General features: G+C 72.8%; 14 protein-coding genes, 2 pseudogenes and 1 riboswitch. Of the genes and pseudogenes, 10 read left to right on the plus strand and 6 right to left on the minus strand.

Translation table 11 applies throughout. The annotated features are described in order from the left end of the window. The 3 genes from DMH12_RS03195 to DMH12_RS03205 all read left to right on the plus strand — a co-directional run. Positions 1-916: acyl-CoA dehydrogenase family protein (locus DMH12_RS03195; RefSeq protein WP_260473999.1), on the plus strand; the 916-nt coding region annotated here is incomplete at its 5' end. Beyond that, a complete protein-coding gene (locus tag DMH12_RS03200; protein WP_125490001.1) occupies positions 913-1,311 on the plus strand; it encodes a RidA family protein in 399 nt (132 codons plus the stop codon). The genes DMH12_RS03195 and DMH12_RS03200, both read left to right, overlap by 4 nt. 42 nt (positions 1,312-1,353) lie before the next feature. After that, positions 1,354-2,181 carry an alpha/beta fold hydrolase gene (locus tag DMH12_RS03205; RefSeq protein WP_125490002.1) on the plus strand — a complete coding sequence of 276 codons (828 nt, stop codon included), beginning with the start codon at positions 1,354-1,356 and terminating at the stop codon, positions 2,179-2,181. Positions 2,182-2,233: 52 nt separating this feature from the next. Here DMH12_RS03205 and DMH12_RS03210 read toward each other — a convergent pair whose 3' ends face one another. After that, positions 2,234-2,458, minus strand: coding sequence for a DUF5999 family protein (locus tag DMH12_RS03210; RefSeq protein WP_125490003.1), 225 nt, complete (start codon positions 2,456-2,458; stop codon positions 2,234-2,236). Between the two features lie 245 nt (positions 2,459-2,703). On the opposite strand from DMH12_RS03210, the gene DMH12_RS03215 reads away from it, so the two are divergent. After that, entirely contained in the window at positions 2,704-3,150 is a 447-nt protein-coding gene (locus DMH12_RS03215) for a DUF6299 family protein (RefSeq protein WP_125490004.1), read from the plus strand. Between the two features lie 130 nt (positions 3,151-3,280). On the opposite strand, the gene DMH12_RS03220 is transcribed toward DMH12_RS03215, so the two are convergent. Both DMH12_RS03220 and DMH12_RS03230 read right to left on the minus strand, forming a co-directional pair. After that, positions 3,281-4,123, minus strand: coding sequence for a hypothetical protein (locus DMH12_RS03220; protein ID WP_125490069.1), 843 nt, complete (start codon positions 4,121-4,123; stop codon positions 3,281-3,283). Positions 4,124-4,505: 382 nt separating this feature from the next. After that, a complete protein-coding gene (locus DMH12_RS03230; RefSeq protein ID WP_125490006.1) occupies positions 4,506-5,105 on the minus strand; it encodes a TetR/AcrR family transcriptional regulator in 600 nt (199 codons plus the stop codon). 148 nt (positions 5,106-5,253) lie between these two features. On the opposite strand from DMH12_RS03230, the gene DMH12_RS03235 reads away from it, so the two are divergent. Both DMH12_RS03235 and DMH12_RS03240 read left to right on the plus strand, forming a co-directional pair. Continuing rightward, a complete protein-coding gene (locus tag DMH12_RS03235; RefSeq protein WP_125490007.1) occupies positions 5,254-6,303 on the plus strand; it encodes an aldo/keto reductase in 1,050 nt (349 codons plus the stop codon). Between the two features lie 827 nt (positions 6,304-7,130). Continuing rightward, on the plus strand, positions 7,131-7,649 hold the full coding sequence (locus tag DMH12_RS03240; protein WP_125490008.1) for a transglycosylase SLT domain-containing protein: 519 nt from the start codon (positions 7,131-7,133) through the stop codon (positions 7,647-7,649). 145 nt (positions 7,650-7,794) lie between these two features. Here DMH12_RS03240 and DMH12_RS03245 read toward each other — a convergent pair. Both DMH12_RS03245 and DMH12_RS03250 read right to left on the minus strand, forming a co-directional pair. Further along, a pseudogene (locus tag DMH12_RS03245) lies at positions 7,795-8,208 on the minus strand (LysR family transcriptional regulator); the annotation flags it as partial. Positions 8,209-8,374: 166 nt separating this feature from the next. Next, positions 8,375-8,749 (minus strand): hypothetical protein, encoded by a 375-nt coding sequence (locus DMH12_RS03250; protein ID WP_125490009.1) that lies wholly within the window; start codon positions 8,747-8,749, stop codon positions 8,375-8,377. Positions 8,750-9,361: 612 nt separating this feature from the next. Beyond that, positions 9,362-9,543: riboswitch (cobalamin riboswitch) on the plus strand. 116 nt (positions 9,544-9,659) lie between these two features. Between DMH12_RS03250 and DMH12_RS03255 the strand changes: the two genes are divergently transcribed. The 3 genes from DMH12_RS03255 (at position 9,660) to DMH12_RS39435 (ending at position 14,747) form a co-directional block, all read left to right on the plus strand. After that, positions 9,660-11,189, plus strand: coding sequence for an ABC transporter substrate-binding protein (locus DMH12_RS03255; protein WP_185832124.1), 1,530 nt, complete (start codon positions 9,660-9,662; stop codon positions 11,187-11,189). A 121-nt stretch (positions 11,190-11,310) separates the two neighbouring features. Further along, positions 11,311-12,240, plus strand: a complete 930-nt coding sequence (locus DMH12_RS03260; protein WP_260474021.1) for an ABC transporter permease — start codon at positions 11,311-11,313, stop codon at positions 12,238-12,240. Continuing rightward, positions 12,237-14,747, plus strand: coding sequence for an ATP-binding cassette domain-containing protein (locus DMH12_RS39435; protein ID WP_221763105.1), 2,511 nt, complete (start codon positions 12,237-12,239; stop codon positions 14,745-14,747). The genes DMH12_RS03260 and DMH12_RS39435 overlap by 4 nt, the downstream gene beginning before the upstream one ends. 83 nt (positions 14,748-14,830) lie before the next feature. Here DMH12_RS39435 and DMH12_RS03275 read toward each other — a convergent pair whose 3' ends face one another. Then, on the minus strand, positions 14,831-15,619 hold the full coding sequence (locus tag DMH12_RS03275) for a TauD/TfdA family dioxygenase (RefSeq protein ID WP_125490011.1): 789 nt from the start codon (positions 15,617-15,619) through the stop codon (positions 14,831-14,833). A 196-nt stretch (positions 15,620-15,815) separates the two neighbouring features. On the opposite strand from DMH12_RS03275, the pseudogene DMH12_RS03280 reads away from it, so the two are divergent. Next, positions 15,816-15,920, plus strand: a pseudogene (locus DMH12_RS03280) ((2Fe-2S)-binding protein); the annotation flags it as partial. Positions 15,921-15,936: the final 16 nt, after the last annotated feature.

Here is a 15,936-nt window from a genome sequence, read left to right on the forward strand (position 1 = left end):
GAGCGGCACGGGTACGGCCCCGTCGGCCGAGTCCGCCTGGGCCACCGAGGGCACCGGCACCGGCCGGGACGCGGTGTCACCCGCCGCCGAGGACGACGCGGACGTGCCCGCCCCCGGGGACCGCGCGGGAGCCGCCGACGCCCCCTCGGCCCCCCTCGCTCTGGACGCCGACCCCGACGGCGGCTCCGGCTGGCGGCTCACCGGCGAGAAGTGCTGGATCTCCAACGCGCCCGAGGCCGACTTCTACACCGTGTTCGCCCGCACCACACCCGGCGCCGGCGCCCGCGGAGTGACCGCCTTCCTCGTGCCCGCCGACCGGCCCGGCCTCTGTGGCAGCCCGCTCGACATGCTCTCGCCGCACCCCATCGGCGCCCTCGCCCTCGACGCCGTGCCCGTCACCGCGGACGACGTGCTCGGCGAGCCGGACCGTGGCTTCCGGGTCGCGATGGACACCCTCAACCTGTTCCGGCCCAGCGTCGGCGCCTTCGCCGTCGGCATGGCGCAGGCCGCCCTCGACGCCACCGTCGCGCACACCACCTCCCGCGACGCCTTCGGCGGCAAGCTGCGCGACCTCCAGACCGTCGCCCACCAGGTCGCCGAGATGTCCCTGCGCACCGAGGCCGCCCGCCTGATGGTCTACGCGGCGGCGACGGCGTACGACGAGGGCGCCCCGGACGTCCCGCGGCGCGCGGCGATGGCGAAACTCCTCGCCACCGAGACCGCCCAGTACGTCGTCGACCGGGCCGTCCAACTGCACGGCGCCCGCGCCCTGCGCCGCGGCCACCTCCTCGAACACCTCTACCGCGAGGTGCGCGCGCCCCGCGTCTACGAGGGCGCGAGCGAGGTGCAGCGCGGCATCATCGCCAAGGAGCTGTACCGCACGCACGACACGAAGACCGAGGAGGCCGGTGCATGACCGCCGAACGGGTGAACCCGCCCGAACTCTCCCCGCCCACCGGCTTCTCGCACGCCGTCGTCGCCACCGGCACCCGCGTCGTGTTCCTGGCCGGCCAGACCGCCCTGGACACCGACGGCAAGGTCACCGGCGACACCCTCCCCGCCCAGTTCGCACAGGCCCTCACCAACCTCCTGACCGCCCTGCGAGCCGCCGGCGGCACCCCCGCCGACCTCGCCCGCGTCACCGTCTACGCCACGGACGTCGCCGCCTACCGCACCCACGCCGCCGACCTCGGCCGCACCTGGCGCCGACTGGCCGGCCGCGACTACCCGGCGATGGCGGTCGTGGAGGTCGTACGCCTCTGGGACGAACGGGCGATGGTGGAACTCGACGGCTTCGCGGTACTGCCGTAGCGCCCACTGCCGCTAAGCGCCCGCCCGCCCTAGAGTTCCGGCATGCCGGACATCGAACTGAGCGCGGGGACCATCGAGTACGAGGACACCGGCGGGGACGGCCCGGTCGTCGTGCTCCTCCACGGTCTCGTCCACGACGCGACCGTCTGGCGCGGGGTCCTCGCCGACCTGCGCGCCGACCACCGGGTGATCGCGCCGACCCTGCCCTACGGCTCCCACCGCCGGCCGCTGACCCGGCCGCCCACGCCGGACCTCGTCAACGAACTGATCGCGGAGTTCATCGGCCGCCTCGACCTGACCGACGTGACCCTGGTCGAGAACGACTGCGGACGCGCCCAGACGGTGGCGGCCCGGCATCCGGAGCGGCTGGCACGGCTGGTGCTCGTCGCGTGCGAGGCGTTCGACAACTACCCGCCGGGACTGCCGGGAAAGCTGATCGGCGTCGCCTGCCGCCTGCCCGGCGGCGTGCCCCTGCTGGTCCGCACCCTGGGCCTGAAGCCGCTGCGCCGCCTCCCCGTCGGGATCGGCGCCCTCACCAAGCGGCCCGTGCCGGACGCGGTCGTCGACGGCTGGCTGCGCCCCCTGCGTACCGATCCGGCGATCCGCCGCGACTTCCGGCACTACAACACCCATGTCCGCGGTGACGAACTGCTGGAGGCCGCCCAGGGATTGCGGAGGTTCGATCGGCCCGCGCTCGTCGTCTGGGCGACCGAGGACCTGATGATGCCCCGCGCCCACGGCCGACGCCTGGCCGAACTGCTCCCGCAGGGCCGGTTGGTGGAGGTCGAGGACGCCCGGACGCTGATCCCCGAGGACCAGCCGGAGCTGCTCGCCTCCCTGCTGCGGGAGTTCATCGCCGAGAAGCGCTGAGCCGCGAGACCTGAGCCGACGAACGCCGAGCGGCGCCCGGCGGAGGACGCGCTCAGGCCGCCATCGCCAGGGGCCCGGCGGGCATCCGGCGCGGCGCGACCACCCGGCCGTCGGGCCGCAGCTCACCGGTGTCGTCGAAGACGATCGTGCCGTCGCACAGCAGGTTCCACCCCTGCTCCGGGTGGGCGGCGACGATGTGCGCGACCACGGAGCCGGCCGCGGGGGAGCCGGCCGCGGGGGAGTCGGCCGCGGGGCAGGAAGACCGGTGGGTACACATGGCGCACCTCCACGTCGGGAGACCGTCCCGTCGTCGGGACCGTCGCATGAACAGACCGTGCGCCCGCCGGGAACTCGTCGCCAAGCCCCGGGCGGCAAGCGTGACAACACCCGGACAACCCGGCGACGGTTCACGGACGGCGGCCGACGCGGACTCGCCACCGAAGGGGTGACGGTCACTGGCCCCGGCCCGTCCGCCCGGTACCAGTGGAACACCCCATTCCGACCGATCGGGAGGTCCCCCCCATGCCCGTACGATCCGCGGTTCTCGCCGCGGCAGCCGGCGCCGCCCTGTTCCTTCCTGCCGCCCCCGCCGCGACGGCGGCCCCCACCGACACCAAGACCGTCACGGAGTCCGTGACCGTCGACCGGACCGGCCGCGTCGCCGCCGACGGCACCGTCACCCTCACCGGCACCTACCGCTGCAGCCCCGCCGACGGTGCCGTCTTCGTCAGCTCCGTCGTGCGCCAGGGCGACGACTCGTCCGTCCGCCACGGCATCGGCGGCACCCGCGCGGTCTGCGACGGCAAGGAGCACCGCTGGACCAACAAGGGCACGCTCTCCACCGACGCGCTCAAGCCCGGCGCGGCCCACGTCGAGGCGACGCTGATGGAGCTGCGGATCACCAGCGGTCTGCCGCTGCCGAGCTTCCACGCGCGGAAGGACCAGGACGTGAAGCTGGTGGCGGGCTGAGCGGACGGCGCCCAATTCCTCCAGCACTTCCCGGAGAAGAGAATTACCCATTCGATCTCCGGGAAGTGGCGGGAAGGAATTGGGCGCCTTTCGCAAGTGCCCTTGGGTCCCCGTGATCAGTCACACAGAGTCATACTCGCTTCTTGGGTCCCGTGCCCGGCCGGGGTGCGCGCTGGACGCTCTGCCGCTGCTGCGGAAGGGACACCGGGTCCTGGCCGGCCGTGTCCGCCGCCTCGTCGCCCGACGCGGCCGCCGCACGCTGCCGGTGGCGCGGCACCGCCCGCCGGGGTGGCCGGGTGAGCGTGATCTGCCGGACGATCTGCTGGAAGCAGACCAGCGAGGCGAGACCCGGCAGGGCGGCGGCGGCCCCGTCGTTGACCGTGCGCGGCGCCTCCGCGATGCACAGCAGCATCGCGATGGCCGAGAACAGCAGGACGACGGCCCAGGAGTGGACCGCGCGGCGCTGGTGCAGGGCCGACCGCAGCACCGCCAGCGACGCCACCAGCCAGGGCCCGTAGACCAGCAGCGGCCACCAGGACACGACACTGCCGCGCGTACGCGTGACGGCGGCCAGCCGCAGCGGCTCGTAGGCCACCATGCCGCCGAACAGGCTGACGGAGGCCGCGATGACCGCGGCCAGCGCCGCCACGAACAGGCTCGCGGCGCGCAGCCGGCTCACCTTCGGACGGCGGACGCGGCGGTGACTGGTGGGCGCGTCTCTCAACGGGGGCAGTTCCGCGGTGATTTCCTGCAGATTGCTCAGCGGCGTGCCCGGCACCGGCGGGATCGCCGAGGTGTCCATGCCGTACGGGACGGCGGGCTGCTGCTCCACCGCGTCCTGGAGCAGAAACGCGAGTTCCTCGGCCGGGTCCCAGCCGGGTTCGGGCGGGACGAGGGCTTCCCCGAAGGCTTCCTGGGGCGCCCGGTGCCGCCCGGTGCCCCTGGTGCGGAACGAGCCTTCGCCGTAGGGCATGTGCGGGTAGATGTGTTCTTCGTGCACGACGCGCCGGTCACTCCGCCCGGGGGCACGTCAGGGAGGACTGCGCCCTGCCCCAGCGCTCGGCGAGGCCGGTCTCCAGTTCCGTCATGACGTCCAGGAAGCGTTGCAGGACCGGTTCGGTCACCCGGAGAGGAACGGGGTGCCCGCCTCTGGTCAGGGTTCCGTCACCAGGTGACGGAGAGTGATCATTGCCGGGCCTGTAGGTGTACGGGCCGAGCGCCGTCAATTCCCCTTGTTCCTCGGTCATATCCGAAGTAACGTCTGCCTACTCCGTCGGATGCGCGGCAGTCGAGTGAACGATTTCTGCGATACTTACCCAATCCCGAATTCACACCGGCTCGGTCCCGATCGGGTGTCAGCGGTCGCGGCGGGTGAGGCCGTCGAGGAGCAGGTCGAGCAGCCGCTCGGCCCGCACGCGCTGTCGGGCGTCGCCGGCCACGAGGGTGACGCCGGCCAGGGCCATGAGGATGTCGGTCGAGGTCATGTCCGCCCGGATCACCCCCTGCGCGACCCCGGCGAGACGGAACTCCTCCACCGCGCCCGTCAGTTGCTCGCGGGTCAGTGAACTCAGCCGCTCGTCGTCGCGCAGGAGGGTCCCCAGCGTGTCGGCCATGCCGTGCTTGGTGTCGAGGTAGTCCAGCACCTCGGACATCCACGCCCGCAGGGCCCGGTCGGCGGGCAGTTCGCCGAGGAGGTCCGCGGCGCGTGCGGAGAGCCGTGCCGTCTCGTAACGGTAGGTGGCGTCGACGAGCTGCTCGCGGGTCGGGAAGCGGCGGTACAGCGTGCCGATGCCGACGCCCGCGTCCATGGCGATCTGCTTCAGGGTCGCGGCGGCGCCGTCGCGGGCGAAGGCCAGGGCCGCCGCGGCGAGCAGCCGGTCCTCGTTGGCCCGCGCGTCGGCCCGGACCGGCCGGCCCGCCCGTCCGCGTGCGCCCTCTTCCTCTCGGCCCGCCACTTGTGACCTCCGCTTCCCGCTTGCCAACCGGAGTCGGCTCCGCTTACCTTCGCCGCAAGTAAGCGGAGTCGGCTCCGCTTGGTGGAAAGGTAGCAGGCTCCCGCCTGCCGCACCACGCCACGGCGACCACGAAGGGACGGCCGCGATCATGCGCTACCGCACGCTGGGCAGTACGGGGGTCCAGGTCAGCTCGCTGTGCCTGGGCGCCATGATGTTCGGGAAGTGGGGCAACCCCGACCACGACGACTCGGCCCGCGTCATCCGTCACGCGCTCGACGCGGGCGTCAACATCATCGACACCGCCGACGTGTACTCGGACGGCGAGTCCGAGCGGGTCGTCGGCAAGGCGATCGCCGGACGGCGCGACGACGTCGTCCTCGCCACCAAGGTGTCCAGCCCCATGGGGCCCGGCCGCAACGAGCGCGGTGCCTCGCGCCGCTGGATCGTCCGGGCCTGCGAGGCGAGCCTGCGCCGTCTGGGCACCGACCACATCGACCTCTACCAGGTGCACCGGCCCGACCCCGCCACCGACCTGGACGAGACCCTGGGCGCGCTCACCGACCTGGTCCGCGCCGGGAAGATCCGGTACGCGGGATCTTCCACCTTCACCCCGTCCGCGATCGTGCGGGCGCAGTGGACCGCCGAGCGTCGGCAGCGCGAGCGCTTCGTCTGCGAACAGCCGCCCTACTCCCTGCTGGTCCGGGGGATCGAGGCCGACGTGCTCCCCACCTGTGAGACGTACGGCATGGGAGTGCTCGCCTGGAGTCCGCTGGCCGAGGGCTGGCTGTCCGGCCGCTGGCACCGCGACGCCTCCGGCCCGTCCAGCCACCGCACCCGGACCATGCCCTTCCGTGCCACGCTCTCCCACTACGACCTGGACGTGCCCGGCAACCGGGCGAAGCTGGACGCGGCCACCGAACTCGCCGCCGTCGCCGAGGAGGCGGGCCTGACGCTGATCCAGCTCGCGCTGGCCTTCGTCACCACGCATCCGGCGGTCTCCGCGGCGATCATCGGTCCGCGCACCGCCGAGCACCTGCGCGACCAGCTCGGCGCGGCGGACATCGTCCTGGAGTCCGACCTCCTGGACCGCGTCGACCGCGTCGTGGCTCCGGGGACCGACCTCAACCCGGACGACGCCGGGTACGCCGCGGACGTCCTCGCCGACCCGGGCCGCCGCCGCGGCGCCGGCGCACGGTGAGCCGGGGTGCCGGTGGGGCACGCACTCGGCTCCTGCTGGGTCGGGGTCCGCATCGCCACGGCACTCCGGCGCGAAGCGTCCCCTGCGGCCGTGGCGGGACACGGCGCCGGAATGCCGGGCAGCGGTGACCACACCGGTCGAGGTCCGGGCCCTGAACGGCCCGTCCGCCGCCACTCCCCGGGGCCGGGACTGGGACCGGGGCCGGGACCCGGACCGGCTCTCGCTCTCGCCGAGTGCGGTGTCCGGGGCGAGGAGGAAACGATGCTGCACGACCTGCTCACAGACCTCGGTCCGCGGTCACGCTGAGCCGCGTCCCGAGGCGGGTGCGGAGTTCCACGAGTCTCGACCGACTCCCTCGTCCTGCACGTCCTCGTGCACCACCACGCCTGGTGCCGGGACACGGGCCGTCCCGCCGACCCCGGAGAGTGACTCTTCCGTTCCGTCGAGTGAGGCGCGCGCCTCCGCAGGGTGACGAGGGGGGTCCGCCGGGTGACCGGCTCTGTGAGGGCGCGCACAGGGCCCACGTCACACTGGGCCGGGGTTAGTAGACGCCCCGACGGCCGCTCGCCCGCGTGCTCGCAAGCCGTCCGGGCGGTCACGCGGCCCGTCTGCGAAGTGGCGTAGTAGGTCACACACTTGTCGCGGCGGCGGAACGTTCCGCAGTGTGTTCGGCGTACCGGGGAGCCGAGCGCCGGGACCGGACGGGAAGAGCCCGTCCGTGATCCAGACACCGGCCCTGATGACGCGAAGCCGCGTCCAACGCGGACACCGCGTCGCCGACCCCCCGTCGGCCTCCCCATCACGTTCCCGAATGGAGAGGTACACCCATGCACGCCATCCTGCGCCGTCCCAACATCCGCAAGTCCGCCGTGGCCTCCCTCGCCGCCGCGGGCGCCGCCGCCGTCACCCTCACCCTCGCCCCGAGCCCGGCGCACGCCGCCGAGCCGGCCAAGGTCTCCTCCGCGCAGACCCAGGCCCAGACCGACAAGATCAAGGCCATCGTCAAGGCCGGCGAGAAGAAGCACGGCGACGACCTGGACGGCTGGATCCGCACCGCCCTGGACGTCATGGACGCGAAGAACATCCCGGGCTCCTACGAGGGCCTGCACCGCAACATCATGCGCGAGTCGTCCGGCAACCCGCTCGCGCAGAACAACTGGGACGTCAACGCTCAGAACGGCATCCCCTCGAAGGGCCTGCTCCAGACGATCCAGCCCACCTTCGACGCCTACCACGTCAAGGGCACGAAGGACTCCATCACCGACCCGGTCGCCAACATCGTCGCCGCCTGCAACTACGCGGCCGACAAGTACGGCTCCATGGACAACGTCGACTCCGCCTACTGACCGGCGGACCCACAGACCGCCTGAGCCCCCGGGACAACCGGTCCCACGCGGAGGCCGGCGGGGCCCAGGCAGCACGGCGGGGCCGGAGGGACGACACGTCCCTCCGGCCCCGCCTGCGTCATGGGTGGTCCGGTGAGCCCACGAATCAGCCGCTGTCTCGAGACGCCCCCGCGGCATCCACAGCGGCAGCGACGAAGGAGGCGACCAGGCTGCGGCGGTCGTCCTGGGACCACGCGAGGACGATCTCACTGTTGGGGGCATCGATCACGGGCCGGTGGACAAGGCCGGGCCGCATGGGCTGGGCCGGCGAGCGCGGCAGGATCGCGACACGTCCTTCGACCATCAGGATTTCGTGGTCCAGGCCGGTCATGTCGCCGAACGGCACGTACAGCAGGGCGACATCGGCGCGGCCGTCGCGGACGTGGTCGGCGCGGTCGGTGGCTCCGCCGAAGAGGATGTCCACCTGCCGGGCGTCGGGCCGGCCGGCGTAAGCGGCCAGGATGCCGGACAGGAGGTTCGCGTCACCGCCGGGTTTAAGCACCAGGAGAAGACGGTCTTGCCAGCCATGGGCGCCGGGTTCTCGGTGGCGACGTCGAGGTCCTGGCTGGGGCGGTTGACGAGGTGGTGTGCTCGCACGGCGTACCCGCCGGTGAGGACCAGGGGATACGGCGAGCCGAGGGCGATCACATCCGCCAGGAGCCGAGCGTGCAGCTACGGCATGTCCGTCACGCGGCAGCCCGGGTGCGGGAGGCGAGTTGGGGGAAGGCGTCTTCCCATACGGTGCGCACGGTGCGACCGACGAGGGTGCGCAAGACCGGCCACAGCTGAAGGAGCAGGTCCCGGTCGAGATACCGGGGCAGGTCATCACGCAGGCCCTCGTGCAGGACGGTGCGGTACAGGCCCATGCGCTGACGAGGCTTGTTCATGTCGTACGACGTCATCCCCGACCAAGCCACGTGCAGCGGCACGATCCCCTGGGTCGGACCGTGCAACTCGTCCAGCGACTCCGGCAGACGCCGCCGGAACTTCTCCCGGTACAGCGCGAGGTCCTCGGCGGCCGCGTCCGAGAGGCCGCTCGGTGGGGGTGCGGGGTGATGCATGACTCCATTATGGCGGCTGGACAGGGGCTAAGGGCCAGGTGCAAGCAGTGGGAGCGGGGAGCCGGCCGCGGCAGTCCGTTCCGTCCGACGAGGGGACTGTTGCTTGTGACGCCCTTTGGTGCTCTGAGCACCCAGTGACGCGTCAGTTCAAGAGCGTGGCGACCGGAACCCTCGATACCGGTCGAATGTCCCAGAGAAGTCCCAGAGGCGCCGCCACCTCCTCTCCCGCTTCACCTTTACGCAGGTCAGCAGGGGTGTGGCGGCGCTTTTTCTGAAGCCGTTCAGATGTCCCGGAAGAGACCAGGCAACCCTGTGACCTGCTGCGTTAGTGGGCTGCGCCCCGCTGACCTGCGCGAATGACCTTTCGACTGTTGCACGCTCGTGCCGGTTGACGGAGCCGGAAGTCCCAGAGAAGTCCCAGAGGGCTCCCACCGCTCGTGGACGATCTTTCGGCTCTGTACGGCGGCATCGAGTCTTCGAAGCACCGGTCATCGATGAGGAGGCCGACACCTGGATGGTGAACGGTCGGCGCTCGGCCGGTGCCGAGCGGGACCGGGACGTCCACGATTCCGCGACGTCCGAGCCGGCTAGGGCTCCGTCCGAGTCGGCAGAAGCGTCCGGCATAATGCGGGCCGTACACATGAGCGACGGGAACCAGGAAGCCGGTGCGAATCCGGCGCGGTCCCGCCACTGTGACCGGGGAGCGAACCCCATGCGCCACGGCCGTATGGCCGGAAGGCGGGGAGAGCGGTGATCCGGCAGCCAGGAGACTGGCCCGTCGCTCCACCGACCGTCCGGGGCGTGGACTCCCCAGGAAGAGGTTCACGATGCGTGTCAGGGCCCGCCGCGCGGCCTGCGCAGTGCCTCCCTCCGGGACCCGTCCGGCGACCAGGGGAAGGCCCCGCACACCATGACACCCTCCTTCGCGCGCCGTCGCCTGCTCACCGGGGCGGGAGCCCTCGCCGCCGGAACCCTCCTGGCGGGGTGTTCCTCCGGTGGTGACGGCGGCTCGTCGGGCAGCCGCCGGCTGCGTGCCGCCTTCAGCGCGGGCGGCTCGCAGGAGACCCTCGACCCGCACATCGCGCCGCTCTTCGTCGACCAGGCCCGTTCCAAGGCGCTGTACGACAGCGTGCTGACGTACAAGGACGACATGTCCGTGCAGGCCCGGCTCGCCGAACGCTGGGAGAGCGACCGGTCCGGCAGCCGCTGGACGATACGGCTGCGCTCCGACGCCCGCTTCCACGATGGCAGCCCCGTCACCGCCGCCGACGTCCTGTGGAACTACCGGCGCATAGCCGACCCGGCCACCGGAGCCGCCGCCCAGCAGCTCTTCTCCGGCGTCGACTTCGAGGCGAGCACCGCCAAGGGCAGGGATCTCACTCTCGTTCTGGAGCGGCCGGACTTCGAGTTCCCGGCGGCCCTCGGCGCCCCCGGCACCGAGATCGTCCCGAAGGACACCAAGGACTTCGCGGAGCCCGTCGGCTCCGGTCCCTTCCGGTACGGCTCCTTCACACCCGGCGGCAAGGCCCTGTTCACCGCCTGGGCCGACCACTGGGACGGCGGACCGAGCATCGAGGAACTGGAGTTCGTGCCCGTCAACGACGAGCGGGCCCGCCTCAACGCCCTGCTGTCCGGCCAGGTCGACTACGCCCACGACCTGACGGCGGCCTCCGCGAGCCGCGTCGGCGACCGCGACGGGCTCGCGGTCCTGCGCAGCAGGCTCAGCACCATGCAGGCCGTCCTGCTGCGCCTGTCCCGCGCCCCCTTCGACGACGCCCGTCTCGTCCAGGCGTTCACCCTCGGACTCGACCGGGACCGGCTGGTCGAGGTCGCCCTGTCCGGCCACGGCACCGTGGGCAACGACCTCTTCGGTATGGGGCTGCGCGCCTACCCCGACGACCTGCCCCCGCGCGAACGCGACGTCGACCGCGCCCGTGCCCTCGTCAAGGCGGCCGGCGCCGAGGGCCTGACGGTCGCGCTGGAGACGAGCGACGCCGACCCCACCTGGCGCAACGCCTCCACCCTCATCGCCGACCAGCTCAAGGACATCGGCCTGAAGGTCACCCCGCACGTCCGTTCCGCCGCCACCTACTTCGGCGAGGTCAAGGACAAGGGCGTCGCCTTCCACAGCCGCACGGCCACCCTCCCCGTCGTCACCCACCTGCGGTCCCGGCTGCGCAGCGACGCCGCGAACAACCTCATGGGCTATGAGGACACCACCTTCGACCGTCTGCTCGCCCAGGCCACCGCCACCCGCGACGAGAAGACCCGCCTGGAACTCCTCGACCGCGCCCAGCGCCGTGCCCGGGACCGCGACGGCCAACTGGTGTGGGCCTTCAGCGACTGGAACATCGGCCACAGCGACGCCGTCACCGGACTGCGGGCCGCGCCGCCCAACTCCTGCGACTGGGCCCGGTTCGACCGCGTGAAGCTCGGCTGAGGGCGCGTCGTACGTGACGCGGTACCCGCCGCAGAAGTCGCCCGGAACTCCACCCGACGCCGGCCTGCGGTCCCCACGCGGACACCGCCGCCGGCTCTCGGGCACCGCCCGCTACACGCTGATCCGGACGGCGACGGCAATGCTCCAGGCAGCCTTCGTGCTGGTCGCCGTGTTCGTCCTCACCTCGCTGCTGCCGGGTGACAGCGTGGATGCCGTCCTGGGCGAACAGGGCACCCCCGAACAGCAGCGCCTGGCCCGCGCCGACCTCGGGCTGGACGAGCCCGCCTGGACCAGGTTCGTCCACTGGGTGTCCGACCTGGGTCACGCCGACCTGGGTCACTCCCTGGTCACCGGCCTGCCCGTCACGGACGAGATCGGCAGCAGGTTCGCGGCGACGGCGGTCCTCGCCGGCGCGGCGCTGGCGGTCCTCGTCCCGCTCGCCCTCGCGCTGGGCCTGCTGACCGGACTGCGCGAGGGCTCCCTGGCGGACCGGGCACTCAACGCCTCGACCCTCGCCCTGCACGCCGTACCTGAGTTCGTCCTCGGCCTGCTGCTGACCGCCTGGCTCAGCGTCGGCCTCGGGCTGCTGCCCGCCACCGCCGCCGGACTGCGCGGCACTGAGATCCTCACCGAACCGGCCGTCCTGATCCTGCCGGTCGGCGTCCTCGTCGCCCGGCAGCTGTGCGACCTCGCCCGGCAGATCCGCATCGGCGTGGCGGCGCAGACGGGCGGTCCCGTCGTCCGCCACCTGCGCCTGCTCGGCCTGCCCGAGCGCACGATCGTGCTCCGGCACGTCCTGCCCGGCTGCCTCGCCCCGTCCGTGCAGCAACTGGCACGCTGCGTCGACGGACTGCTCGGCGGCACCGTCGTCATCGAGTCGCTGTTTGCCGTCGGCGGCCTCGGCACCGGGTTCGTCGAGTCCGTGCAGGACCGCGACATCCCGGCCGTCCAGGGCTACGCCCTGCTGTTCGCGGCGACCGCGCTGACCGTCAACCTCCTCGCCGACCTGACCGTGGCCCGCCTGACCCCCCAACGGGAGGAACGCGCGTGACCGTCTCCCCGCCCGGCCCCCGTCCGCGCCGCCTCGGCGCCGCGTGCCTGGACGGACTCGCCCTCGTACTGCTGGGCGTACCGGTGCTGCTCGCCATCCTGGGACCCGGCCTCGCCGGTTCCACCGCACCCGACGCCGCACCGCTCCTGCCGCCCGGCGCGGGCCACGTCCTGGGCACGGACGTTCTCGGCCGGGACGTTCTCGCGCTCGTCCTCAGCGGCGGACGCTCCGTGCTGGCCATGACGCTGGCCGCGCTCCTGACCGCCGGCGCGGTGGGCCTGCCGCTCGGGCTCTTCGCGGCCGGGACCCGCCGCCGCTGGGCCGACGAGGCGGTCATGCGGGGCCTGGACGTGCTGCTGGCCTTCCCCGCCCTCCTGCTGGTGATGACGCTGGCGGCCTCGGGCCACCAGGACGCCATGACGCTGGTCGTCACCGCCGCGGCGGTACAGGTACCGGCCGTCACCCGCCTGGTGCGCGCCGCGGCCCTCGCCCCCGGGTGCCGTACGGCGGTGGAGGCGATGCGGATGCAGGGCGCGCCGTGGCACCACATCCAGGGGCGCTACGTCCTGCGGAGGGTGAGCGCACCGCTGATCACGGACGCGGGCAACCGCGGCACGATGATCCTCGCGCTGCTGGCCTCCGCCAACTTCCTCGGCCTCGGCCTGCCCACCGAAGCACCCGACTGGGCCGTCCTGGTCGAGCGCAACGCCGAGGCCCTGTTCCTCCAGCCGTACGCCGTCCTCGTCCCGGCCGTGCTGCTCACCGCCCTCGCCGTCGGCGGCAACCTCACCGCGGACCGTCTCCTGGGCCGGACCCGACGCGCCCAGATCCTCACCGGCACAGTTCCGAAGGCCGGCGGTGCCGACCCGGCCGCCACGGATCCCGCCTCGGCGACCACCCGTTCACAGACGGCCCGTGCGCTCCACCCCGGGGCCGCCCTCGGCAGCGGGTTCGCCCCCGGCGCCGTCCGTCCTGACCACGAGCTCGCGCAGGGGCCCGCAGCGGAGCCCCTGTTGGTCTGCCGAGGACTCACGGCCCGCACATCCGCCGGCGCCACGCTTCTCCATGACGTTTCTCTGGAACTGGGCCAAGGCCGCTGCCTCGCCCTCGTCGGCCCCTCGGGCAGTGGCAAGACCACCCTCGGCCTGGCTGTCCTCGCCCTCACCCACCCCGGCCTCGGCCTCACCGGCAGCGTCCGCCTGAACGGCACCGACCTCCTGGCCCTGTCACCGCGCGAGCTGCGAGCCGCCCGCGCCGGAACCGTCGCCCACCTGCCCCAGGACCCCGCCTCCGTCCTGGACCCGGCCCGACGCGTCGGAGCGGTCCTGCGGGAGCTCGCCGCGCTCCACCACAGCCGGGATGCGTCCCCCGCCGGTCCGGTGCGGCGCCGCCGCCGAGTTGCTGCCGCCGAAGACGTTCGGCGGGCCCTGCGCTCCGCCGGGCTCCCCGAGGACGGACCGCTCACCCGACGGCACCCGCACCGCCTCTCCGGTGGACAGCAGCAGCGCATGGCCCTGGCCACCGCCCTGGTCACGCGCCCCCGTCTGCTCGTCCTCGACGAACCCACCAGCGGCCTCGACGAGCACACGACCGCGCTCCTCACCCGTAGCCTGCGGGACCTCATGAGCGACGGCACGGCGCTGCTGCTCATCACCCACGACGCGCGCCTGGCCGGCGAACTGGCCGACGAGACGGTGGCGCTGCAAGACGGTCGAGTCTTCCGCCGCGAGACAACCGGACGGCCCCCGGTGCCGGCCGAGGGGGAGCGGGAACACTCCGGCCCCTGCGTTCCGCCACCGGCACCCGAACGGGCTTCGGACGGGGTACGCGCGCACCGGCTCACCGTCATCGGGGACGACCCGTCCCGCCCCCGACTCTCCCCGGTCGATCTGGTCTTTCCGCCCGGCAGTCACACCGTGGTCACCGGACTCTCCGGTGCGGGCAAGACCACCCTGGCCCGCGCCCTCGCAGGACTGACCCCGGCCACCGCGGGCCGAGTCGAGCACCGGGGGACGGTGCTTGCCGCCGTCGCGGAGCGCCGGGACCGCGCGGCGCTACGTGCGGTCCAGTACGTGCACCAGGACACGCGGGCCTCCTTCGACGAGTACCGCTCGGTCATCGACCAGCTCACCTGGACCGCACGGCTGCTGCGCGGCCTCACCTCCGCCGAGGCGCGCCAGGAGGCGGAATCACTCGCCCGACGGCTGGGCCTGGCCCCGGACAGCCTGGGCCGCCGCCCGACGGCTCTGTCCGGCGGTCAGCTCCAGCGCGCCGCCCTGATCCGCGCGCTGACGGCCCACCCCGCACTGCTGATCTGTGACGAGGTGACCTCCGCCCTCGATCCGCCCGTCGCCCGGGCAACGGTCGACCTCCTGGCCGCGGAGAGCGAACGGACCGGTGTCGCCGTCCTCTTCGTCACCCATGATCGTCCGCTCTTCGACTCCGTCGCCCACGCGTGGTTGCAGGTGACCGACGGACGGGTCGAGGTCCGCGGCGCGCGCCGCTGAGCCACCGGTGACGGGATGTCCCGTTCGTGCCGTGACTCCGGCCCACTCCTCAACGGGCTCGCCGTCGTCTTCGTTCCGGCCGATCATGCGGCGTCGGAGCTGCGCGCGGTGAGGGTGCGGACGGTGCGCTCGCCGGTGTGTCGGTCGCGGCCGTGCCAGCAGCGGTAGTTGTCGAGGACCAGGATGTCGCCCGCGTCGAGTCGGAAGCGGGGGAGGGATGGTTCGACTTCGTGCACCGCTTCGGTCAGGCGGGCGAGCTGCGTGCGGATGTGATCACTGTCGGGGTCGCGGTGGAGGGGCACGGCTCCGTCGGTGCGGCGTACGATCCGGCGTCCGGTACGGGTGAACTCGACATGGCGTCCGATCCCCTGGGTGGCCGGCAGCCCGCGCAGGTCTGCCCAGGCGCCGTACAGGTCGACGTCGGTGCTGGTGAGGAAGGTGTGCAGCACGGGGTCGCTGGTGGAGAGTTCGTCGACGAACGCGTACGCGTCCAGCGCGAAGGAGTCTCCTCCCTCGGGTGCAGGCCGAGCGCACTGGACGAGGACGTGGTCCTCGTCCGGGTGGCGCCTGCGGTGGGGGACTCCGCCGATGTCGACGAGGATGTCGAAGCTGTCGGCGTGCAGGTGGACGGGATCGCCCGGGTGCGAGGTGCGGACCCGCTGCGGGTACAGCTCGCGGAGTCGGTCGCCGACGATCTGGGCCGCGGCGACCACCAGGGCGTCGGGCGTGTTCTCGTGGCCGGTGAGGATCACGGCCCCGTCGCGGGCGAGCAGTTCCCGTGCCGTGCCGGGGTTCCCCTGCGCGACGCGGCCGGGGGCGATGCCCGGACCGGAGGTGGAGGGCGGGCGGTGGGTCTGTGCAGGTGTGTGCATGGCTCCAGGCTGCCCCGGCGGGGCGGTCCGTTGTGGACGTCAGAAGGTGTCGTCGCGCGTGCAACAGACAGCAACAACAGGACTGCCACCGGAAGTGCAGCAGCCACAGCACGGTGCGCGGCCACCCCCGTACCAGACGTTGGTCCCCTGCAGCAGGGTGTGCCACACGCTCAGCACGTACACGACGATCACGAACCGCCCCGACCTCGCGTTCCGGCGCCGGAGTTGCTGCCTCTACCACCGTGCGCCGAACGGCTCGAAGTGCGGGGACTGCGCTCTGGCCTCAGGTGTGCCCCCGCGAGGCCCCCGACGAGTCG

It is taken from the genome of Streptomyces sp. WAC 04229 (assembly GCF_003947455.1).
Lineage (GTDB): Bacteria > Actinomycetota > Actinomycetes > Streptomycetales > Streptomycetaceae > Streptomyces.